The organism is Lysinibacillus sp. OL1 (genome assembly GCF_004332175.1).
Taxonomy (GTDB): domain Bacteria; phylum Bacillota; class Bacilli; order Bacillales_A; family Planococcaceae; genus Lysinibacillus; species Lysinibacillus capsici.
In genome coordinates, this window is sequence record NZ_SJDS01000013.1 from 17,196 (window position 1) to 39,989 (window position 22,794).

At 37.2% G+C, this 22,794-nt stretch carries 17 protein-coding genes; 2 read left to right on the forward strand and 15 right to left on the reverse strand.

What is annotated here, in order from left to right; translation table 11 throughout:
• Positions 1–56 precede the first annotated feature (56 nt).
• The 7 genes from EW028_RS19720 to EW028_RS19750 form a co-directional block, all read right to left on the reverse strand.
• Complete coding sequence (locus EW028_RS19720) at positions 57–1,412, reverse strand: TrkH family potassium uptake protein (protein WP_036075771.1); 1,356 nt, start codon at positions 1,410–1,412, stop codon at positions 57–59.
• Positions 1,413–1,523: 111 nt separating this feature from the next.
• Positions 1,524–2,279, reverse strand: coding sequence for a TerC family protein (locus EW028_RS19725; RefSeq protein WP_048391999.1), 756 nt, complete (start codon positions 2,277–2,279; stop codon positions 1,524–1,526).
• Between the two features lie 324 nt (positions 2,280–2,603).
• Entirely contained in the window at positions 2,604–3,689 is a 1,086-nt protein-coding gene (locus EW028_RS19730) for an SDR family oxidoreductase (protein ID WP_131522043.1), read from the reverse strand.
• Positions 3,690–3,708: 19 nt separating this feature from the next.
• Positions 3,709–6,762 (reverse strand): efflux RND transporter permease subunit, encoded by a 3,054-nt coding sequence (locus tag EW028_RS19735; protein WP_131522044.1) that lies wholly within the window; start codon positions 6,760–6,762, stop codon positions 3,709–3,711.
• A 195-nt stretch (positions 6,763–6,957) separates the two neighbouring features.
• Positions 6,958–8,535 carry a peptide chain release factor 3 gene (locus EW028_RS19740; RefSeq protein ID WP_048392002.1) on the reverse strand — a complete coding sequence of 526 codons (1,578 nt, stop codon included), beginning with the start codon at positions 8,533–8,535 and terminating at the stop codon, positions 6,958–6,960.
• A 135-nt stretch (positions 8,536–8,670) separates the two neighbouring features.
• Positions 8,671–10,137 (reverse strand): UDP-N-acetylmuramoyl-L-alanyl-D-glutamate--2,6-diaminopimelate ligase, encoded by a 1,467-nt coding sequence (locus EW028_RS19745; protein WP_131522045.1) that lies wholly within the window; start codon positions 10,135–10,137, stop codon positions 8,671–8,673.
• A 318-nt stretch (positions 10,138–10,455) separates the two neighbouring features.
• Positions 10,456–11,844 carry an aldehyde dehydrogenase gene (locus EW028_RS19750; RefSeq protein WP_131522046.1) on the reverse strand — a complete coding sequence of 463 codons (1,389 nt, stop codon included), beginning with the start codon at positions 11,842–11,844 and terminating at the stop codon, positions 10,456–10,458.
• Between the two features lie 209 nt (positions 11,845–12,053).
• Here EW028_RS19750 and EW028_RS25380 point away from each other — a divergent pair, with 209 nt between their 5' ends.
• Positions 12,054–12,209, forward strand: a complete 156-nt coding sequence (locus tag EW028_RS25380; RefSeq protein WP_193767414.1) for a hypothetical protein — start codon at positions 12,054–12,056, stop codon at positions 12,207–12,209.
• 46 nt (positions 12,210–12,255) lie between these two features.
• Here EW028_RS25380 and ssuE read toward each other — a convergent pair whose 3' ends face one another.
• From ssuE to EW028_RS19790, 8 genes are all read right to left on the reverse strand, one after another.
• Positions 12,256–12,789, reverse strand: a complete 534-nt coding sequence (gene ssuE / locus EW028_RS19755; RefSeq protein WP_131522047.1) for an NADPH-dependent FMN reductase — start codon at positions 12,787–12,789, stop codon at positions 12,256–12,258.
• 163 nt (positions 12,790–12,952) lie between these two features.
• On the reverse strand, positions 12,953–14,290 hold the full coding sequence (gene lpdA, locus EW028_RS19760; RefSeq protein WP_131522048.1) for a dihydrolipoyl dehydrogenase: 1,338 nt from the start codon (positions 14,288–14,290) through the stop codon (positions 12,953–12,955).
• A gap of 198 nt (positions 14,291–14,488) precedes the next feature.
• Positions 14,489–16,570 carry a catalase gene (locus tag EW028_RS19765; protein ID WP_193767415.1) on the reverse strand — a complete coding sequence of 694 codons (2,082 nt, stop codon included), beginning with the start codon at positions 16,568–16,570 and terminating at the stop codon, positions 14,489–14,491.
• A 125-nt stretch (positions 16,571–16,695) separates the two neighbouring features.
• Positions 16,696–17,271, reverse strand: coding sequence for an RloB family protein (locus tag EW028_RS19770; RefSeq protein ID WP_131522050.1), 576 nt, complete (start codon positions 17,269–17,271; stop codon positions 16,696–16,698).
• Positions 17,268–18,545: an AAA family ATPase gene (locus EW028_RS19775; RefSeq protein ID WP_131522051.1), complete on the reverse strand. Its 1,278-nt coding sequence runs from the start codon at positions 18,543–18,545 to the stop codon at positions 17,268–17,270. Before EW028_RS19775 ends, EW028_RS19770 begins: the two co-directional genes overlap by 4 nt.
• A gap of 105 nt (positions 18,546–18,650) precedes the next feature.
• Positions 18,651–19,592 (reverse strand): NAD-dependent epimerase/dehydratase family protein, encoded by a 942-nt coding sequence (locus tag EW028_RS19780; RefSeq protein ID WP_131522052.1) that lies wholly within the window; start codon positions 19,590–19,592, stop codon positions 18,651–18,653.
• Positions 19,593–19,779: 187 nt separating this feature from the next.
• A complete protein-coding gene (locus tag EW028_RS19785; RefSeq protein WP_131522053.1) occupies positions 19,780–20,307 on the reverse strand; it encodes a YceI family protein in 528 nt (175 codons plus the stop codon).
• Positions 20,308–20,622: 315 nt separating this feature from the next.
• Entirely contained in the window at positions 20,623–21,195 is a 573-nt protein-coding gene (locus EW028_RS19790; RefSeq protein WP_131522054.1) for a manganese efflux pump, read from the reverse strand.
• Positions 21,196–21,415: 220 nt separating this feature from the next.
• Here EW028_RS19790 and EW028_RS19795 point away from each other — a divergent pair, with 220 nt between their 5' ends.
• A complete protein-coding gene (locus tag EW028_RS19795; RefSeq protein WP_131522055.1) occupies positions 21,416–22,291 on the forward strand; it encodes a glycine betaine ABC transporter substrate-binding protein in 876 nt (291 codons plus the stop codon).
• Positions 22,292–22,794 lie beyond the last annotated feature (503 nt).

Sequence of the window (22,794 nt, forward strand, 5' to 3'; positions counted from 1 at the left end):
GGGCAAATAAATAATCCCCCCTCTACAAACCCTTATAAATCAACGTTTTCTATGTGTTACCCTATTATTACTCGTTCCTTCGGATAGTGGAAGCCTGATTTCTTTCCTCTTCCGCCACCCCCAAGAGTATAAAGGAATGATATTAATCCAACTCGACCAATAAACATTAAAATAATGATAATGATTTTACCAACCACTGATAAATCAGATGTTATGCCTAATGACATACCACATGTACCGAACGCTGAAGTAATTTCAAAAATAATTTGAATAAGAGATGCTTGTGGCTCTGTTATAAGCAAGATAAGGGTTGCAACTAATACCATGAAAAAGGCTAATAAAATTACAACAAATGATCGGAAGACATCAATCAAATGAATTTCTCGTCCAAATACTTGAATATCCTCTCTACCTCTAGCAAAGGTAATTAAGAATAAAATGGCCAAGGCAAAAGTTGTGGTACGAATACCTCCACCAACTGAGCTTGGGGAAGAGCCAATGAACATCAGGAAGCTCATGAATATATCTGTAGCTTCACTAAAAGTCGTGACATCGTAAGTAGTCAGTCCAGCTGATCTCGTTGATACGGAATGGAACATTGCTGAAAATAATGCCTCATGCCAAGACATTTCCTTAAAAGAATGGAATGATTCAAGTAGTAAAATGACAAGCGCACCAACTATGAATAAAATAGCGTATGTTGAAGTAGTGATTTTAGTAAATAAACTAAAACGGAAATTCTCGCGTCGATTAAGCAAAAAAGTTTTCAATTCAATTAACACCGGAAATCCAATAGCACCTAATACAATGAGTACCATGGTAACCATCTGTACAAAATAATCATCATGGAATGGGAGTAAGCTCATTCCCGTTATATCGAATCCACCATTTGTCGTAGCAGAAATAGAGGCAAAAATTCCATGTAAAAAGGCTTCTTCTAAAGTATCAAAATAATTGGTAAAATGTAGCGTTAAAATAATGGTACCCGTTAATTCAATGCCAAATAAAATTTTTAAAATTTCTCGGATTAATTTAACAACACCCGAGACACTGTACTGGTTATGATCAATCATGATTAACTGGCGCTCACGCATGCCTATTTTTTTCCCAACAAGCAACCACACAAAGGTACCAAGTGACATAATACCAATGGCTCCTAACTGTAAAATAACAAGAATCATTACAAGCCCAAAGGTAGTATAGGTTTCCGAAATATTAATCGTTGTTAACCCAGTAACACTTACTGCACTCACTGCCGTAAACAAGCTATCTAAAAAAGAGACTTTTACACCTTCTTGATGAACGCCTGGAAGCCGTAGTAACAGGAAGGAAATCGCTATCGCTATAAAATAATAAGAAACAAGTACCTGAAATGGTGTTACTAGTTTATTTGATGATTTTTTCCAAGGCACTTTAACAACTCCCCCCACATATGATGCCCAACTAGATAAATTATAGTATAGAAAAAATACATAAAAAAAGAAAGAGGAATAGTGGTCACTATTCCTCCAACGTTCATCTACTTATTTTTTCTTTCTTACACCGACTAAATAGCCGACAAAAGCAATACCTATTAGGACAATCCAGAATGTTAACTCCCATGCCGTGGAATGTGGAAATTCTTTAGGCAATATTCCCACCTTCTCATGTGCTAATGTTAAGACAACTAGCTTCACACCTACCCAGCCAACAATTAGAAATGCCGCTGTTTCAAGTGAGGGGTAATCATTTAATATTTTTACAAACCATTGGGCCGCAAACCGCATCATAATGACACCAATAAATCCGCCAAGGAGCATCACAATGAACTGACCGCCATTGATGCCACCAATATCAAATTCACCTAAGTGTGGCAAAGTGACGGCAATTGCAACGGCTGCTAGCATCGAATCAATAGCAAATGCTATATCGGCCGCCTCTACCTTTAGTACTGTTAACCAGAAACCAGAACCCTTTTTTCCACCATTTTCGGTTGCTGCTTCTTCTTCATCTTTATGTTTTCGTAAATCATATATATTTTTCGCAGACATAAATAATAGATAAGCTGCACCGACCGCTTGTATTTGCCAATAATTTACTAAAACTGTAATAACAAATAATGCGGAGAATCGGAATATCAATGCTCCAAATAGTCCATAAAATAATGCCTTTTTTTGCTGCTCTTGTGGTAAATGCTTCACCATAACAGCCATTACTACCGCGTTATCAGCTGCTAGTAATCCCTCTAATACAACAAGGACAATTAACACCCAGCCATATTGTAATAAAATCGCTTCCATTCTAGTGCCTCCTCTAAGCTCTCTATACCCTCAATGACCCTGTCATTCAAGTATAAAAGAAAAAAACCCCTGCCCTAATTCAGGCAAAGGTCTCGCTAAGTAAATTCGTACCCTTTCTATTTATGGTACTTCAATCTACACGTCATACGTATAGAGCCATTCACTATCACACCCGATGGTTGTACCATGTCTTGACGAATGTGAAACCAGGGAAAGTAATTACCTGTTAGCTACTCCCCTTTGACAAATTGTCGAAGGTATCTTCTTTCAAATATTATAGCACTATCATTTACAACTGACAAAAATATCTATATGTTTTTTTCGTTACTTAATCTGAATTTGATAGCTCTTCTCTTCCTTATGTGCTAAATAAAACTCAATCATTTTTGGCATCGTCTGTAAAAAATCAGGGCATGTAATACCACCTTTTTGTAAGATATGATGTGCTTCAGTCGTATCAAATGAGGCATTCCATGTTAAATAATCTAATGTTTCTTGTTCGACACCTAATTTTTTTCGAATAAATGGAATCTGCAATGAAAGCTTAGCCAATGTAAATGGTAAACGTCCTTTTGGATAAGAATTTGTAACTAGTTTCACCATTGTACGGTATACCTCCTGTACAGGGTGAGGATTAGGATCAGTTAAATGAAGTGTCTTCCCTTCTGCACTCTGTTCACTAACCAGAAAAGTAGAAGCATTTATAATATAATCAACTGGCACTACATTAATTGTCGATGAAGTTTGACCAATGTACGGAATAAAAGGTAAACCCTTTAAACGTTCAACTAAGTTTAAGAAGAAATAAGGACCATCAAATTTAATGGTTTCACCAGTTTGGGAATGGCCACGAACAATTCCAGGTCTAATTATTGTCAATGGTATTTCCGATTTTAAATCTTCTACTCGGTGCTCAGCCTCATATTTTGTTTCCTCATAGTGGTTTTTAAATGCTCTTGGTCGAATTAATTCATTTTCACGCAGTACGCCCTCACGTGTACCAGCCACATAGGCAGTGCTGAAATACATATAGCGCTGTAAATTTGGTAAGGTGCGAACAAAATCATTTACCATTGTTGTACCATGAACATTTACCTTCCAGGCAATATCACGTGGTACAGCTAAATCATAGATTGCAGCTAAATGCCAAAACACTTCAATTTGCGGTACAATTTCTTTAAGGATTTGATTTTCTAATCCAAGGTTTGGTAGTGTAATATCGCCTTCCACAATGCGAATCGAACAGTCAGGAAAATCCTCTAATATTTTATTTTTTTCTTTATATGCCTTTATGGTTTCACCTGCCAATACGATTGCAATGACTTGTTGTGCTTGTTTCTTTTGAAGTAATGCTCGTATTAGTTGACTTGAAATGAAACCAGGAAAACCTGTAAAAAAATGAACCTTCATCTCCCATTCCCCCTTGAACCTAGTGCAACTTTCTTGTTTCTTTATCCATTAAACTGTAAATGATCGGTACAATATACAGCGTCAGTAAAGTAGAGGTCACAAGCCCTCCGATAACAGCAATCCCCATTGGCTGATTCATCTCGGTCCCTTCTCCAATGCCCAGTGCGAGTGGTAAAAGCCCTAAAATAGTTGTTAAGGCTGTCATTAAAATTGGACGAAGCCGATCTTGGGTAGCAAGTAAAATTGCCTCATAAGCTGGCATGCCCATTGCCTTTTGCTGATTAATATAATCTACCAGCACAATACCGTTATTTACGACTATTCCTACTAGTACTAGGATACCGATAACTGAGGTTACACCAATTAAAGTATTTGTTAGGAACATAGCTATCGCCACACCAATGATCATTAATGGAACAGTAAACATGATAACAAACGGATATTTAAATGACTCAAATTGAGCTGCCATCACAATATATACAAGCACGATGGCTAGCATCACAGCTAGTAACATATCATCAATTGCACTATCATAGAGCTCTCTGTCCCCACTGAACACAACTTGAGTAGTAGATGGTAAATTAACTTGTTCTAATGCTTTATCTACTTTTGCAGAGATTCCTCCCAACGATTCCTTTGTTTCATAATCTACAAAAAAGGCCAATGCTGCTGCTTGATCAGAACGACGAATGGATACCGGCCCCTCTTGTATAGAAACAGTAGCCACTTCCTCTAATTTTACAAATAATCCTGCTGGCGAACGCAGCTGCATGGCTTTTAAAGCATCTATACTCGTATTAAATGACTGCCCAAAACCTGTATAAACGGGTAATACTGCGCCGTCATCAGTAATCAATTGGGACGTTAATTGACCTTTTGTCATTTGATTTACAGTTTGAGCGATTTGTGCTGGAGCAAAACCATAGTCTTTTGCTTTTTCACGATTAACCTCAATTTGAATCTCTTGAACAGTATTATCTAAATCCGTAGAGACATTTGTCACTTGCTGAATCGCTAGTAGTTCCTGCTGCACTTTCTTAACAGTTTGCTGTAGCCTCTGTTCATCGGAATCTGTTAAACGGAATGTTAAGGTGTGTGGTGACGATCCTGTAGCTGTCGATACATTAAATGTAATTTCAGCTTGCTCTTCAAGCTCTCCCTGTATATCTTGTTCTAGCTCTTCTACAAATTTAAAAATGGAACGTTGCCTTTCTGCTAATGGGACAAGCTTTACATATATCTCAGCTTGGTTGGCGCTAGTTTGTCCACGTGCTTGGGATTGTTGTGTACCGCCAATTAAACTAACATACACATCTACATCCTTTTCCTGCTTTAAACGTTCCTCAATTTGCTTAACAATCTTTTCTGTTTCTGATACAGCGACACCTTTTTCAAGATTGACACTTATAGAGGTGAACCCCTCATCTGTAGGCGGTAAAAATTCAGTACCTATTCTAGTCAGTCCAAACAAAGAAAGACTAAAGCAAACCACTGTAAAAAACAGTATAAGCATTCGATGCTTTAGTACCCATACAATTGACGCCTTGTAATGCCTATAAAAACGTGATTTACTGCGTTGTACATAAAAATTATTGTTTTTCATTTTTAAAAGTCGACTTGCTAGCATCGGAACGACTGTAAGCGCAACTACTAAAGATGCAATTAAGCTGAATGAGATTGTTAAGGCAAACTCTGTAAATATTTGACCAATCAATCCTTCGATGAACATAACAGGAATGAATACTGCTATTGTGGTTAAAGTGGAAGCTGTAATGGCAAGGGCTACTTCCTTTGTTCCTTCCTTTGCTGCAGTTATCGGGTCTTTTTCTAGTCCTAGATGTCTTTCTATATTCTCAATAACGACTATGGCATTATCCACAAGCATACCAATTCCAAGTGCCAGAGCACCTAATGTCATAATATTGAGGGAAAAATCCGCAAAAAACATCAAAACAAATGTGACAATAACGGAGTAAGGAATCGCAATACCAATAATGATCGGACTCTTTACACTACGTAAAAAAACAAATAGGATGAACATCGCAAATAATCCACCTAAAAGTAAGGAAGAGCCAATATTACTAATCGCTAAATCCACATAATTACCTTGATCAATTAAAATATCTGCTGTGATACCTTTATACTGATCTTTCTTTAGTAATGTCTCTAAGGCCTTCTGGAAATCCTTAGAAACCTCTGCCGTATTTGCACCAGATTCCTGTAATACAGACATAAGAACAGCTGGATGCTCATTTGCTCGTGTTGTGGTAATAGATTGTTGTTCTGTCCTCTCAACGGTTGCAAGATCACCAATGGTTAATGATTTGCCCGTTAAAGGGTCCACCGAAACAATTAAATTGGCAATGCTTTCCGGAGAAGATAATGTGCTAACTATACGTGTTGTTAGCATTTTGCCATCATCTGTTGAAACAGGCTCACCAGGAAGAGACACATTATTCGCTTGAACTATTTGCATCACGTCTGTCTGAGTCAAGCCTTTTTCAACTAGCTTTGCTTCATCCAATTCTATTTGGATTTCATCAATCAATTTGCCAGAAACATTCACACTGGCAACACCCTCTGTCCGTAGCAGTTCCTTCTCTAAGTGCTCTGCTAATACACGTACATCTACTTGATTATTTTCCGCACGTAAAGACAGCTGAATAATAGGAAATTGAGACGGATCAAATTTTAGGAAACTAGGCTTGCCAGCATCATTAGGCAATGGGGTCATATCAATTCGCTGTAAAATATCAAGTTGGACAACATCCATATTTGTGGACCAGTTGAACTCAAGCACAATTAAATTGGAGCCTTCCTGGGAGGTTGACTGGATTTTTTTGATACCAGGTAAGGTGGCAAGTGTAGCCTCTAATGGCTTCGTTATCTTTTCATTTACCTCCGTCGGGCTTGCCCCAGGATAAGAGGTGACAACCACTCCAATAGGTGGATTTAACTCTGGAATTAACGTAATCGGTATTTTTAATAAAGATACACCGCCTAGTATGATGACAAAAAGCATAGTAACAATCGTAAAGACAGGTCTTTTAATAGAAAAATGACTAATATTCATATAAACAAACTCCTTTTCTACCTCTTCCTTTCTATGATAGCCGAAAAGGAGATTATTTTATAAATAAGCTCCCGTTATTGAGATACTATCTCTAAGGAAACTTATATTTCCTAATAATGTATATATTCTACAAACAGTGTCATTTTTCCTTGCAAAAAAACACGAATCGCAAAATTGTCGATTCGTGTTTTATAATTATAAAAGGCTATAAAGTTTAATGTTTTCGTTTTTATCTGCAAACCAACGCATAGCGAACTCATTTTCAAATAGGAAAACAAGATTGTCAAAACGGTCTTTTACAAGCATTGATCGACCTGATGACATTGATTCTTTGACATCCTCTTCATTTTCAATCCAGCGTGCGATTTTCGAACCAATTGGCTCCATTTTTACTTCCACATTGTATTCATTTTTCATACGATGTTCAAATACTTCAAATTGTAATTGACCAACTGCTCCAAGTATAACTTCCTCTGTATGCAGCGTTTTATAGTATTGAATAGCACCCTCTTGCACTAATTGTAAAATCCCTTTATGGAATTGCTTTGATTTCATAACGTTCTTCGCCGTGACACGGACGAATAATTCTGGTGTAAACTGTGGTAATTTTTCAAATTGGAATGTTTTCTTGCCACCTACAACAGTGTCTCCAATTTGGTATGTTCCTGTATCGTACAAACCAATAATATCACCAGCAACTGCTTCATCTACTGTCTCACGATCGTCTGCAAGGAACTGTGTAGATTGTGTGACTTTAAATGACTTTCCTGTACGAGATAACGTCATATTCATTCCACGTTCAAATTTACCAGAAACAATACGTACAAAGGCAATACGATCACGGTGTGCTGGATTCATATTGGCCTGAATCTTGAAAATAAAACCTGAAAACTCATCATGCTCCACAGGATCAATAAACTGCTCATCTTCAGTAATTCTTGGCTGTGGCGTCGGTGCGAATTGTAAATAGGTTTCCAGGAAAGTTTGAACACCAAAGTTCGTTAATGCTGAACCAAAGAATACAGGTGTTAATTCCCCACGACGAATTTTTTCCTCAGAATATGCATTTCCCGCTTCATCTAAAAGTAAAATATCGTCCATTGCCTGTGAATAATAAGAAGTCACCTTCATTGGATGCTCTACAGCAAGCTCCCCATTGTCGTCTATTGGTAAGAAACGCTCCGCTTCATCTGTACGGAATTGTTCAATGCGTTTATTGTAACGATCATAAATACCAAGGAATTCTTTACCCATCCCGATTGGCCAGTTCATAGGATATGCATTGATACCTAATACCTCTTCAAGCTCTTCGATCAATTCAAGCGGCTCTTTCCCTTGACGGTCTAACTTATTAATAAATGTAAAAATAGGTATACCACGCATTTTACAAACCTTAAATAGCTTTAAAGTCTGTGCCTCGATCCCTTTCGCAGCATCCACTACCATGACGGCACTATCTACAGCCATCAATGTACGATATGTGTCTTCCGAGAAATCTTGGTGACCAGGGGTATCCAAAATATTCACACGAGAGCCGTTATAATCGAATTGCATGACAGATGAAGTAACCGAAATCCCACGTTGTTTTTCGATCTCCATCCAGTCTGATGTTGCAAATTTACCTGTTTTTTTCCCTTTTACTGTACCTGCATCTCGAATGGCACCACCAAAAAGTAAAAGCTTTTCTGTAATCGTCGTTTTCCCAGCATCAGGGTGACTGATAATGGCAAAAGTACGACGCGATAGTATATCTTGTTCTAAATTTGAATTCATCTCGTCATTCTCCTTTTTTCATACTTAATAATAATAAAAGAAGACTTGCCTTTCGTACAACCTTTTTACATGAAATCTCAAAAAAGAAAACCCTTTAGTTACAACTAAAAGGGTTTCCTAAGAATTTAGCTTTCATCATACGAATTTTAATCGGCCTGCTTCTATCGCAATTTCTGCATCACTATGTGGAAATTTGGTATTTTCGATAATTTGATAATCCTCATGGCCTTTACCAGCAAAAATAATCATGTCACCCGGTTCAGCAATTTCAATCGCATGGCGCACTGCCTCTGCACGATCTCCAATACAAGCATAATTATCATGAAGCATACCTTTAGCAAGATCGCCTGTAATACTATCGTAGTCTTCATAGCGTGGATCATCTGTCGTTAAAATGACATATTCCGCAGCAGACGCTTTTTCAGCCATGGCAGGACGCTTCGATTTATCACGATTGCCACCTGTTCCAACTAAGAAAATCAACTTGCCCTTTTTATAAGGTTGCGCTGCTTCAATTGCCTTTTCAATTGCATCTGGAGTATGGGCATAATCAATAAAAATTTGCACAGGTAGATCTGAACATACTTTCTCCATACGACCCTTGACTGGCGGTAGTTGCTCAATTTGTTCAATAATGGACTCCATTGAATAGCCCCTACCATAAAACGCAATCATGGCTGCCAATACATTATAAATATTAAATTCCCCAAGCAGATTCATTTTTACACGATAAATTCCTTCAGGCATTTCCACATCAAATGATGTCATATAGTCGTGATATTCACAGTTAATGGCGCGGAAATCAGCATTTTCATTTTTTAAACCATATGTCCACACTGGAAATGGTGTCATTGCAGCATATCGCTCTGCCCAAGCATCGTCAGCATTCAATACAACAAATTTATTTTTTTCTAAATCTTGTCCAAGTTGGGAAAATAATAAACCTTTTGCATGCCCATATTCCTCCATCGTACCATGGAAATCAAGATGATCGTGCGTTAGATTCGTAAAAATAGCGATATCATAATCAACACCTGCTAAACGTCCAAGTGCTAACCCGTGTGATGAAACTTCCATTGTCATTAATCGACAGCCTTCCATTTTTGCACGGAAAATCATTTGTTGTGTCGATAACGCATCACTCGTTGTATTAGCTGATTCATATAAAATTCCATTTAAATTAAAGCCAATTGTGCCGGTTAAAGCTGATTTCTCGCCCATACCATGCATGATATTTTGAATAATTCCTGTTACGGATGTTTTACCATTCGTTCCTGTTACACCAATCATTGTTATGTCCTTAGAAGGATAATCAAAGAACTTCGCAGCTAGTAAACCTACTGCACGATCTGTATCTTTCACAATGACTTGTGCAATCGTCTCTCCTAGCGGTAATTCTCGCTCCGTCACAACAATTGTTGCGCCACCATCTACAGCCTTTTGTGCATAATCATGCCCATCTACTGTATAACCTTTGATACAAACAAACATGCTATTTGGTTGCACACTTCTTGAATCTACTACGATATCGCTAACCTGATCAGGCAGCACGCCAATTATTTTTTTCAAAGGTAATGCGCTTAACAATTCCTCTGCATACATTTCATAGTCCTCCAATCAATCTCTACACTCATGTCATCATTTTTAATAATCGACAAAAAACGACAATATGAAATCCCCCACGTTCTATTGAACTTATTTTACTACTTATTTCATAATAAATAAAATGCCTCTCTTGTATTTTTTCAACGAAAACGCTTTCATTTTGAAGAAAAAATCATGTTTTCTTTAAATTTTTAATTATAATCACCAATCGGCATTTTTCGACATAACGAGAAAGGGTTATTTAGAGAACAATTGTCTATGCATCTTAAGCTTATAGTTACAATGGAGGTATCTTCTGATACCTCCATTGCTAAGCTATTTCATAATTGAGCGCACAATTTTCACTTTCTGTTTATATGGCGGGAATAGCACATTTGTCTCCAGCTTGGAAGATTTTTTCAAGATAGATTTCGGATGAGTAAAGTTTTCAAAGCTTGCTTTGCCATGGTATGCTTTCACACCTGATGGACCTACACCACCAAATGGTAAATGTAAATTCCCAACATGTGTGATAGTGTCGTTAATACATCCCCCACCAAATGGTAATTCTTCTAAAAAGTATTGCATGGCTTTTTCATGTTCTGAGAAGAAATATGCCGCTAAAGGCTTCGGTAATTGCCGGATTTGATGAATAGCAAGTGGCAAATCATTATACATCATAACAGGTAAGATAGGACCAAATAGTTCTTCCTGCATGGATGGACTTGTCCATTTTACATATTCAACGATTGTAGGTTCAATATATAAATCATCCCGATCTATTCGTCCACCATATGTAATGGCATCACGTTCTTCCACAATTATTTGCTGTAAACGATCAAATTGTTTTAAATTGACGATACGTCCATAATCAGGGCTTTTTAAAGGATTTTTGCCATAAAATGAACGGATTGTTTCTTTTAATATTTTCATAAAACGATCATAAACATCTTTGTGTACAAGCAGATAATCAGGGGCCACACATGTCTGTCCAGTATTAGTAAATTTACCCCATACAATCCGCTTTGCCGCTACCTCTAGATTTGCTGTTTGATCGACAATTGCTGGACTTTTGCCACCAAGCTCTAAAGCAACTGGTGTCAAACGTTCTGCAGCAGCTTTTGCTACTACTTTACCAACGGCTACACTACCTGTAAAAAAGATATAATCGAAAGAAGCATGAATAAGAGCCGTAACCTCTTCCTTTTCACCTTCCACAACACTTACATATGAAGACGGGAATGTTTCCTCAATGATTTTTTTCACAATGGCTGCTGTGTGTACAGAGGTTTCTGATGGTTTGACGATTGCTGTGTTTCCTCCAACTATAGCACCAATTAGTGGCTCCATTACAAGTTGGAATGGATAATTAAATGGCCCGATAATTAATGTTACGCCATAGGGCTCACGAACAATAAAGCTCTTGCCCATTTGATATTGTATCGGTGTTTTGACTGCTTCTGGTTCCATCCATTCTTCTACATGTTTTACCATATATGAAATACTATCTAATACAATGCCAATTTCTGTTGCATACGCTTCAAATTCACTTTTACGAAGGTCTACGTAAAGCGCATTCAATATTTCCTTCTCATATTTTAAAATTGATGTTTTTAATTTCTTTAATTGCTCTTTTCTAAATTTCACACTTTTTGTAGCACGGGAAAAATAAAATTGACGTTGCTCTGTAATCATATTTTCCACATCTTGTGACGTAAAATTCATCAATAAAGCACCCCTTTTTTAAAATGGCATACATAGTTTTTTCATTTTGAAACAAACTATCTTTGTCTATACGATACAACATCGAGAGGCAAAAATCCTCTTTCTACATCGAGGGGGTGAAATAGCAATATGTGAAATGAAATGTTTTAGTTTTTTCATCTCGGGAAATATACAACTACATATTAAAACCGAAACGGGGGCGTAGATGAATGACAACAACAACAGGAACATGGTGGGAGTCCATTTTTTCTGGACCATTATCGCATGGAATTTGTGAAGAAAAAATATTGCTATTGCAAGATGAGGCTTTCTTATATCTCTCTACAATACCTGTGGAGAATGAAGAAATTCCAGAAGGAAATTAAAAAATAACGCATTATAGGATGCCCCTATAATGCGTTTTCATTTATTCTAATTAACAATGCATACTTGTTGCAACTGATCTAATTGTGCTTTAAGTCTACTGATGGCCTCTTCTTCAATCGCAAAGCCGCCCTCTTCCAAACGTATAATTTGTTTATCTACAATGTAAACAGAATTAGTAATGGATGTGGCTCCTAATATAGCTAACACTGGCTTTAATGCATATTCCAATGCTAACAAATGACTGATCGAACCGCCTACAGCAATGGGGAGTATAGCCTTTTCGAGCAAGGCTTTTTGCGGCAGTAGATCCAAGTAAGTCTTCAAAATCCCTGTATAGGATGCTTTATAAATTGGTGTAAGGATAACTATAAAATCTGCTTCCTTAACATGCTCATTTTCAGACTGTATTTGCTTACTAGAAAAATTCGCTGTTACTAAATCTGTAGCTGGGAGCTCATGTATATAATTTGAGTGAACCTCTACTCCTTGTGCAATGAAATGATTCTCCACCTTTTCATGAATGGCGGTAACTCTAGAATTTTTCGAATTACTTCCATTAATAATGACTGCTTTTGTCATCTTGCCCACTCCTTTTATCAATATTATAAAAAAGGCCCCTACTCTACAAATTGATGAAACATCAATTTGTAAAATAGAAGCCTCTAGATGTCTAGTTAACTTAAAATTCCTAGTATTCTTATAAAATTAATTTATCATGAATTTCTAGAATGTCAACAGCTTTTTATTGGTGTATTGCTTTCCCAAACACAGCTTTAGCTACATCTCCAATATGCTCTGATACAGTAGGATGTGGAAAAATCATATGCGCAAGTGATCGAGCTGTACCACCAGCATTTTTTGTTGCTAATAGGGCATTAAGCATTTCTGTTGCACCATCAGCTACTACGCAAGCCCCTAAAATTTCCCCATTATCCTTCGATGAAATTAGCTTCACAAAGCCTTCCGTATTCCCCTCCATTAATGCCTTTGGGTTTGTTTGTAGTGGCATTTTGGTTACAATGTACGGTGCCTTGACTTGCTCTTCTAGTAAACCAAATGTAGCAATTTCAGGGTTTGTATAAACACAACGTGGAATGCTTGTTTGATCAATTGGTATTGGTTGATTTCCTACAATATAATCGACAACGTAAATTCCTTCAGCACTGGCAGAATGTGCAAGTTGATAACCACCCACTAAGTCACCTATCGCATAAATATTCGGCAGGCTTGTTTCAAAATGCTCATTAACAGCGATTAATCGACCATCAAAAGCTAATCCTAGTTGCTCAGCAATTTCTATATTGGGACGACGTCCAGTAGCAAATAAAAGGTTTTCATATGTATAAGATCCTTTAGATGTATGAATGATATTACCTTCAAATTTTTCAAATTGAAAATCTGTCACAAGTTCAATACCAAGTTTCTTCATCTTTTCTCGAATCAGCGGTCTTGCATCCGCCTCTTCCGTTTGTAAAATATCCTCGCTATGATTAAGCACTGTTACCTTTGTACCAAGTGGTGCTAAACTAAACGCCATTTCAATGGCAATTACGCCCCCGCCAATGATTGTTAGCTGGGCTGGAAGCTTGTCTATCTCAAAAAATGTGTCCGTCGTATAGTAGGTGGATGTCTCTAACCCTTCGAATCGTGGAACAAAGGGTTTACTACCTGTCGCTAAAATTATATCTGATGCCATTATCGTCTCATTCCCGATAGTTATCGTTAAGTCCTTTACGATTGAAGCTTCACCACGATATAAAGTTATATGATTATCGATAATGTATTGCTCAATGTTTGTTAGTAGTTCATGAATAATTGTATCTTTCCGTTGCATTAGTCGAGGAAAATTAATTTTCACTTTAGGCACTTCTATTCCCCAGCTATTCCCTCTTTTTATTTCCTGCACAAGTTTACTATGCTCCAATAAAATCTTTGATGGGATGCAGCCAACATTATAGCAGGCTCCTCCCAATTTATCTCGTTCGATGAGTGCTACTTTTTTGCCATTCTTGGCGGCATGTATGGCAGCCACATAGCCACCTGGTCCCGCCCCAATAATAGCAATATCAAAATTTTCCATAATTTTCACCTCATGTACCACCATATCATTTGCAAATTTTGAATGCAATGACAGACATAGTAAAAGCCTTTCATTACAACGAAAGGCCTTTTGACTTATTTGTTAACGTTTATGAGCATTCGTTTCTCTTTCGCAGGTATGAGGCTTACTCTCCGTGGGTATTCGCTTCTCTTTCGTGAGTATTCGACGCTCATTGATTTAATAAATATTTCGCTGCCAAAATCGTTGTTGAGCAATGGCAGCTACAAACTTTTTCGGAAAATCTTTATTACCTGTAGCCAAAATGATTCCCGGCCCTACATTAGCATTCGACATATTAAAGAAGGTTGTGCCAGATGCAGCAAATCCTATAGGCTTAAAGTGACGATATGCTTCATTTATATAATTGACGATATAAGTATTGAATTTCGCCTGATTACTTGCCTTTACTCCAACAACATATAACGAGTCAAATAATACAGCATCGGTTGTAATAAATGTGTCAGTAGCCGTTAATTGCACACCATTATTCCCTATTACCACACCTAGTCGATCAGAGATTATGCTATAGCGCACACCTTGTCTTGTTAAATATTTCAATACTTCCCCGACTTCATTTGCATCAAAGCCATCACCAATTAAAACGCCTACTTTCAGCGTATAAGGCAATTTAACGGTATTGGCTTGGCTCAGTGCAGGTGAAGAGGCCGTTACCTTAGACTGCTCACCATTAGGTCGATTAACACCAACGTTGTCTGCTACTGTGGTAGCCATTACTTTATCCACATGAACAAACATATCCACTACTTGCTGTCGAACAGATTTACTTTTCACTTTTCCTACTTCGAAGCTAAAGGCATCGATAATGTGTTGTTTTTCAGGTGGAGACATGCTGTTCCAAAATAGCCTTGCTTGTGAAAAGTGATCGTCAAAGGATTTACTCCGCGCTCTCGTAATTCTTCCCTCAACCTTTTCCTCGTAATGAACATATCCGCCTTCTCTTGCAGTAGAGGTGGCTGGTGTATTATTTGCTAATGAATTTTTATGATAGCTTACCCTGCCTAAATTAATGGTCTGTCGACTAAAGCCATTACGTTGATTGTTATGCACGGGGCAAATCGGGCGATTAATAGGAATTTCAGCAAAATTCGGTCCACCTAATCGAATCAATTGTGTATCTAAATAGGAGAACAATCGACCTTGTAGTAGAGGATCATTGGTAAAATCTATGCCAGGCACAACATTACCTGGATGAAAGGCAACTTGCTCTGTTTCAGCAAAGACATTATCCACATTGCGATTTAAGGTCATCTTTCCAATTTTCTTCACAGGTACTAGTTCCTCCGGCCAAAGCTTAGTCGCATCTAAAATATCAAAATCAAATTTAAATTCATCCTCAGGCTCTAGTATCTGTATGCCTAACTCAAACTCTGGATAATCTCCAATTTCGATGGCTTCCCATAAATCTCTTCGTTGAAAATCTGGATCCTTCCCTGCAATTATTTGGGCTTCATCCCAAACAAGAGAATGCACTCCTAGCACAGGCTTCCAATGAAATTTCACAAATCTTGATCTTCCCTTATCATTGACGAAACGGAATGTATGCACACCGAAACCTTCCATCATACGAAAGCTTCGAGGAATGGCACGGTCAGACATTACCCACATTACCATATGTGCAATTTCCTGATTACTGGCTACAAAATCCCAAAAAGTATCGTGTGCGGAGGCTGCTTGTGGCATTTCATTATGAGGCTCAGGCTTTACGGCATGAATTAAATCGGGAAACTTAATGGCATCCTGAATAAAAAATACAGGGATGTTATTACCAACTAAATCATAATTCCCCTCATCCGTATAAAATTTTGTGGCAAACCCACGTACATCACGAGCTGTGTCCATTGAACCTAAGCTCCCTACCACTGTCGAAAATCTGACAAAAACAGGTGTCTTCTTTTTCGGATCCTGCAAAAATTTTGCCTTCGTATATTCCGACATGGATTCATATAATTCAAACTCGCCATGTGCTGCAAAACCTCTGGCATGTACAACACGCTCTGGAATACGCTCATGATCAAAATGGGTAATTTTTTCTCTAAGATGAAAATCCTCCATAATTGTCGGACCACGAACACCTGCCTTTAACGAATCCTCATCATTGGACACCCTTAGTCCCTGATTCGTTGTCATTTTCGTACCCTCATTCTCGACACGAAACTGCTCTAATTGATGATCCTTTGGGTTTCCTTCTACATTTTTGGATTGATTCGACTTTGAGTTATCCACGCAATCCCCTTTCATACATGTACTAATTTCGCTCCATATACACTATATGTTTTGGAAAAAGAAACATGCCTTCCTTTCGACGAAGCATTATGGAAAGATAAAAACAGGCTTCTATTTGTTAATAGAAAACCTGCTCAATCTTAAAATATGTATCGTATCATTTCATGTATGTTACAGTATGGGTTGTCACGGCTCTCTGTCTCTCGGAGTGCCATCATATCTGTGCAATTTTTAATTGCTACCTCATGTCGTAATGCAATAGGGGCTATGATGGATTCATCAGCCTTATGCCGGAAATAACGACTCACACCAAGGTGCTGTTCCATTTTGTCATTGAGGACAGCACGGGGATATTTTTCTGTACTATCAACTTCCTCAAAATGCAAGAGTAACCACAATTCAAATGCTTCATTTGTATACGCAATATGAATACTTTTTTCCTCACAAAATTGATTTACTTCCTCTAGTTGCTTTTCAGTTAGATCATCCTTATCAAATACAATCCAAACTTCATCAAAGTATTGGTAGCTGGAATCTCGATAAGCATGTTGGGCAAGCTTGATCGCTGAACGTTTAACGTTTTTTATTTTGACGCTAACCATCTTAGAGCGCTTTAAAATACGCATTTGTTCAAAATAGATGCGTTCTGTTTCACCTTCACAATAAATTAAAATAGTTTTACGCAGTGTTCGGCTCCCTTGTTGACGTACTCTCACTGCTCAGATACCTCCGCTTCTTCTAAGTATTGTTCAGATAAATACTCATTAATGACAGGCGTTGCACCAAATTCCCCTTTCATATAGCGTTTCGCATAAGAAAGATCTCCACGTTTCTTTTGTAAATCTGCAAAATCAAATAAGGAATATAGTTCCGATTCATTTTTAAAGCTTTTATTAACAAACCAAATTTGATCGGCGCGTAGTGGCTGATCAAGTAATTCTATTTCATGACTTGTCACGACAAATTGATTACTGCTATTGCGTTTGCTATTCATAATGGCCATTAAAAACTCACAAATCGATACATGGAAGGCTGTGTCGAATTCGTCTATAAAAATGGTTTTTCCTTTATTATAAGCATCCACCATCACACAGGCTAAATGTAGCATTCGCACGGTGCCCTTAGAATCCATTGTCCAATTAATTGTTTTTGTCCCTATTGGTGCACCTGCTTCATCAAATGATAAATAATGTAGATCAATATCTACTTCTTGAATCACCTCAGGCGAATCAAATTCATAGCCAATTGTATTTTTCTCTCTGCGTTCCACACGTCTAGCCGTGACATCTTGAATGGAGAGGTCTGCAATTTTTAGCAGTTTGATCACTTCCTTTTTAAAGGGCTCCTCTTCAAGTTTACGAATAAGGGGATGACTTGATAACCGATTTGCTTCATCTAGGAAAAGAATTTTATGTAAAAACCAATCGAATATCTTTAAAGCGTCTGGATCATTAAAAACATGTAATACGGATAGAAAGGCTGTATTATTACGTGTATATTTTGTCAATTCCTGTGAAGCTGTTTGAAATGTCTCATAAGAATATTCTGTACCATCCCATTGTCTGACAAATAGCTCTTCCTTCAGTGACTTGTTCGTTTTCACAAGACGTTCATAGAGAACTTGAGAAGCATTATACTGTATTTCATAATCATAGAAAGCTCCGTCCAAAAAAAGCGATATCATAAACTCTGTTGGTTTGTCTTGCTGACTTCCTAACTTAAACGGTTGATAGGGTAGACGTAACTGCTTTACATTATTTAAGTTTTCAAAATTAAAAAGCAAGGAACGTAATACTTTAATAGCCGTAAACAGATTAGATTTTCCGCTTCCATTTGGACCAAAAATAAATGCGCTTTTTACAAGACGAAGTGTATCAAACTGAATTGTATGGGTATCCTTCCATTTTCGTAGGCGACTTCCAGCTACCATTGAAAACAACGTATCATCTTTATAACTTAAACAATTCTTTACTCTAAAATCTACAAGCATATGTAAGCCTCCGTCCACAACCATTTCTTTAATGAATTATTATACTATAGACATAGAAAAAGACATATTACGCAATGTAATATGTCTTATTACTTTATTGTCCCTTTATCCACTTTTTTGTTGAATTTCTGCTAATGATTCATTTTGTAGCGCATGCAATGTACGTTCAATGCCTTCTGCAAAAGAAATTTTAGGCTTCCAACCAATTGCATTGGCTAACTTATTATTATTTAAAAACGAATGCTCAATATCCCCTTCTCGTGCTGGAGCATATTGAATTTCAAGTGGATGGTTTAAGTGTTGGAGCAGTAAGATGACCTGGTGAATAGACCAAGCCTCATTAGTGGATACATTATACGTGCCTTGTAAACGTGCAGATACACCTGCGTATATAGCATCAGCAATATCGTCTACATAAATAAAATCTCGCGTTTGTTCACCATCACCATAAATTGTAAATGGTTTACCTGCCATACTACTTTTTAACATACTTGGAATCACAGCTGCTTCACCTTGCATTTGCTGTCTTGGCCCGAAAACATTGGCAAATCTATAAATAAGAACGGGCAAACGATAATCTTTTTGCCATTTCTCACAGTAGGTTTCGCCAATGCTCTTGTTTAATCCGTACATAGATATTGGTTCACAGACATCTGATTCCTCTAATGGAGGATAGTGACTATCCCCGTAAACAGCTGCTGAGGAGGCAAAGACAAAGTGCTGTACCTTATACTTCGATGATAAAAAAAGCATTTGGCTAAGTCCAACTATATTTGTCAAAATATCCTTTACTGGCTCCTGGATAGATTGCTGCACGCTCGTTTGCGCTGCACAATGGACGACCACATCAAAGTTTATTTCCTTAAAGAGATGCTCGCAAACCTCATCCTCAACATTTAAAAGATAGGATTTATGCTCAAAGTCAACATTCCGTAGATGCCCTGTACTTAAATTATCAATAATATAAACCGTTGCACCTTCTTCAAAAAAACGCCTACCTACTGCACTGCCAATAAAACCATAGCCGCCTGTCACTAATACATTCATCCTATCGCCCCCAAAAACAATATGATGATTTATATGCAGTAATTACTAAAAATATGCAAGAAACTTATTTACTGGTAATTTTTCTCAAATTCTTTTTGCTAGATTGCTTCATTCCATAAGGATCTATTTTGAGCTACATAAAAAGCATGTTTGAAGGTTACTTCAAACATGCCCTAGCTATCTATTTTTAAGCTGGATTAATTTCTAATTCAACCGTTACTTTAATATCTTTCCCAACAAGGACTCCACCAGTTTCTAATGCCGCATTCCAAGTTAGACCAAAGTCTTCACGATTAATTGTTGTTTCAGCTTCAAAGCCGTATACTTCTTGACCCCATGGATTTGTGCCTTTCCCATTAAATTCTGTATCAAATGTTACTGATTTTGTAACGTCTTTAATTGTTAAATCACCAGTTACTGCATATTCATCGCCTGCTTTTTTAGCAATGTTTGTAGATTTAAACGTAATCGTTGGATATTTTTCGGCATCAAAGAAATCTGCTGCTTTTAAATGATTATCGCGATCTTCACTACGTGTATTTATGCTCGCTGGATCAATTGTAAAACTAATAGTAGCAGTTGTTAAATCTGCAAGATCTGCTGCTTCGATATCTGCTGAGTAATTGTCAAATACACCCTTAACTTTTGATACCATCATGTGTTTTACTTGAAAGTTAATTGCTGAGTGTCCTAAATCAATGTTCCATTTTGCCATTATAAATTCCTCCAATTGGTTGATTTTATCTCGATTTCGAGATATATTTTAAAATATGAAGCAACTACATCTTTTATGTTACCCAAAATTGGATAGGATAAACATTTGTAGTTACTTATTTGTTTACATCTTAGCTTATGAAAAGTTTTTAATTACTTTCTGTAACCTACTATATATTAATAATTTAGTTACGTCAAGTAATTAAAAATAAATTTTTAAAACATAAAAAAAGATGTCCGAGTCATCGGTACATCCCTCTCTATGTAATAAAAAGAATATCACCAATATTTGGTAATATTTAAGCGTAGCAATAAATTATTTTGCAAAAACCTCAAAAATACCAATCATGATAAGTAGCCACCCTGATATTGCTGTAGAATGCTTGCCAATAAACGTTTTTGCTAGTAAAGAGCCACATCTACTTCCCACTCCAACTGTGATAAAGGAAAATACGCCGATGGAAATGACTGTCCAAAGGGCTGAGATGCCATTTGCGCCTATTGCAATACCTCCTGCTAAACAGTTCGCTGACAAGACAAAGCCAAGTGCCATTGCTTCTCTTGTTGAGATCACTAGATTTTTATCTTCATCAAATAATTCGGGATTTCCTGCTATCCGCTGATTAGAAAAATTATTGGACATCAAAGTCCATAGACCAATCACACACAGTAGTAAACTCCCTAGTAAATTGGCAGTATGCGGTGAAATATACTCAACAACTGTGCTACCAGCTGTTACTGCGACATATGTGACAATCATCGACATAATAGCAATCACAGCATTTGATAAAATTGGAATTTTAACTTGTTTAACTCCATAGGCTAGACCAATCCCCAAGTTATCTAAATTCGCAGCAATTCCTATTAAGATAATTGTAATCCAATGCATACTATGCCTCCTCAAATTTCCGACTCCATTTTCACCTATCGTATGTCAATAATAAAAAAATTAATGGGCACAACGAAGTTTAGTTGATTATGTTCCATCTTTTTAACACGGTATGACTAAACCATCAATTTGACAAAAGTGACAACTTGTTTATAGAATTAAGTTGTTACTTGTTAATATTTATACGTTTATGTAAGAAATAATAGAAAGGAGATGTACTATGAAACTCATCAAGTTATTGAAAATAGGCATAGCATTTATATGCCTTATTGTGTTAACTGCATGTGGTTCGGAAAATGAGGACACAAAGAATACGGATAAAGGTGAAATCAATTTAGCATATGTTGAATGGGATACTGAGGTTGCATCTACACATGTAGTAGGACAAGTACTAGAAGATTTAGGATATAAGGTAACACTGACACCTTTAGACAATGGGATTATGTGGGAAGCACTTGCAAACGGAGAGGTCGATGGTATGGTATCTGCTTGGTTGCCACAAACACATGCCCCACAAGTAGAAAAATACAACAATAAGATAGAGAACTTAGGAGAAAACCTAACTGGTGCTAAGATTGGTTTGGTTGTACCAAGTTATATGGATGTCGATTCTATTGAAGATTTAACAACCCAAGCTAATCAAACCATTACAGGCATTGAACCAGGAGCTAATATGATGGCTACGACAGAAAATGCCTATAAGGAATATAAGAATCTGGAAGGTTGGAATGTATTGACCTCGTCTGCTGGTGCAATGACCGCAGCCCTCAGTCAAGCTATCTCTAATAATGAAGAAATCATCATCACGGGCTGGTCACCACACTGGATCTTTAATGCCTATGATTTAAAATACTTAGATGACCCCAAAGGTTTGTATGGAACAGAAGAATATATTGGCACTTTTACGCGGAATGGTTTCAAAGAGGATGCCCCTGAAGCCTATAGTGTCCTTGACCGTTTCAACTGGAGTGCTGAAGATATAGAAAGTGTAATGTTTGATATAATGGAAGGCATGAGTGCCACAGATGCTGCGAAAAAATGGATTGCTAACAATCAAGATAAAGTAGCCGAATGGACGAAAGATGTACAAGCATAAAAAGAGAACCCATTTACTACTCATTAGTAAATAGATTCAGATTGTAGACGGCTCATTCTATAATAGAATGAGCCGTCTACATTTTTTAACGTTCCCAAAAATGAGGGGGGTTTCAGGAGCGTAATCATGAACTAGCAAACTTCTGGAGAAAAGTAGCTAAAGTTCATCCTCTCTACACTGTATTGTAGAACAAGGAATATTCTTTATATGATAATGATAATCATTATCATATTGATTGTCAACATTCATAAAAATGATTTTTTCATTTATCAGTAGCTATCTTCCGTTTTTTGGAAAATAAAACATTCCTGGTTGGCTGCTTGCTTTCCTTTGTGAGATCGCCTTCTCCGCAACCGTGTACTGAACCTCTACAGTAGATTTTTACGACCAATATCATGCATTACATACAGAGAGACGACCTTGACCTCTCACCATGCCAAAAGCTTTTGAATAGGAAATTTAAAATAGGAAGCTGCTACCTATAAGATACTGGCAGCAGCTTC

What these genes read in the sequence shown, in the direction of transcription:
- EW028_RS19735 (WP_131522044.1), bottom strand. Translation starts at nt 6,762, where the DNA reads ATGAATATTAGTCATTTTTCTATTAAAAGACCTGTCTTTACGATTGTT.
- EW028_RS19790 (WP_131522054.1), bottom strand. Translation starts at nt 21,195, where the DNA reads ATGCATTGGATTACAATTATCTTAATAGGAATTGCTGCGAATTTAGAT.
- EW028_RS19780 (WP_131522052.1), bottom strand. Translation starts at nt 19,592, where the DNA reads ATGAATGTATTAGTGACAGGCGGCTATGGTTTTATTGGCAGTGCAGTA.
- EW028_RS19775 (WP_131522051.1), bottom strand. Translation starts at nt 18,545, where the DNA reads ATGCTTGTAGATTTTAGAGTAAAGAATTGTTTAAGTTATAAAGATGAT.
- EW028_RS19795 (WP_131522055.1), top strand. Translation starts at nt 21,416, where the DNA reads ATGAAACTCATCAAGTTATTGAAAATAGGCATAGCATTTATATGCCTT.
- EW028_RS19740 (WP_048392002.1), bottom strand. Translation starts at nt 8,535, where the DNA reads ATGAATTCAAATTTAGAACAAGATATACTATCGCGTCGTACTTTTGCC.
- EW028_RS19730 (WP_131522043.1), bottom strand. Translation starts at nt 3,689, where the DNA reads ATGAAGGTTCATTTTTTTACAGGTTTTCCTGGTTTCATTTCAAGTCAA.
- EW028_RS19765 (WP_193767415.1), bottom strand. Translation starts at nt 16,570, where the DNA reads ATGAAAGGGGATTGCGTGGATAACTCAAAGTCGAATCAATCCAAAAAT.
- EW028_RS19725 (WP_048391999.1), bottom strand. Translation starts at nt 2,279, where the DNA reads ATGGAAGCGATTTTATTACAATATGGCTGGGTGTTAATTGTCCTTGTT.
- ssuE (WP_131522047.1), bottom strand. Translation starts at nt 12,789, where the DNA reads ATGACAAAAGCAGTCATTATTAATGGAAGTAATTCGAAAAATTCTAGA.
- lpdA (WP_131522048.1), bottom strand. Translation starts at nt 14,290, where the DNA reads ATGGAAAATTTTGATATTGCTATTATTGGGGCGGGACCAGGTGGCTAT.
- EW028_RS19745 (WP_131522045.1), bottom strand. Translation starts at nt 10,137, where the DNA reads ATGTATGCAGAGGAATTGTTAAGCGCATTACCTTTGAAAAAAATAATT.
- EW028_RS25380 (WP_193767414.1), top strand. Translation starts at nt 12,054, where the DNA reads ATGACAACAACAACAGGAACATGGTGGGAGTCCATTTTTTCTGGACCA.
- EW028_RS19785 (WP_131522053.1), bottom strand. Translation starts at nt 20,307, where the DNA reads ATGGCAAAATGGAACATTGATTTAGGACACTCAGCAATTAACTTTCAA.
- EW028_RS19750 (WP_131522046.1), bottom strand. Translation starts at nt 11,844, where the DNA reads ATGAATTTTACGTCACAAGATGTGGAAAATATGATTACAGAGCAACGT.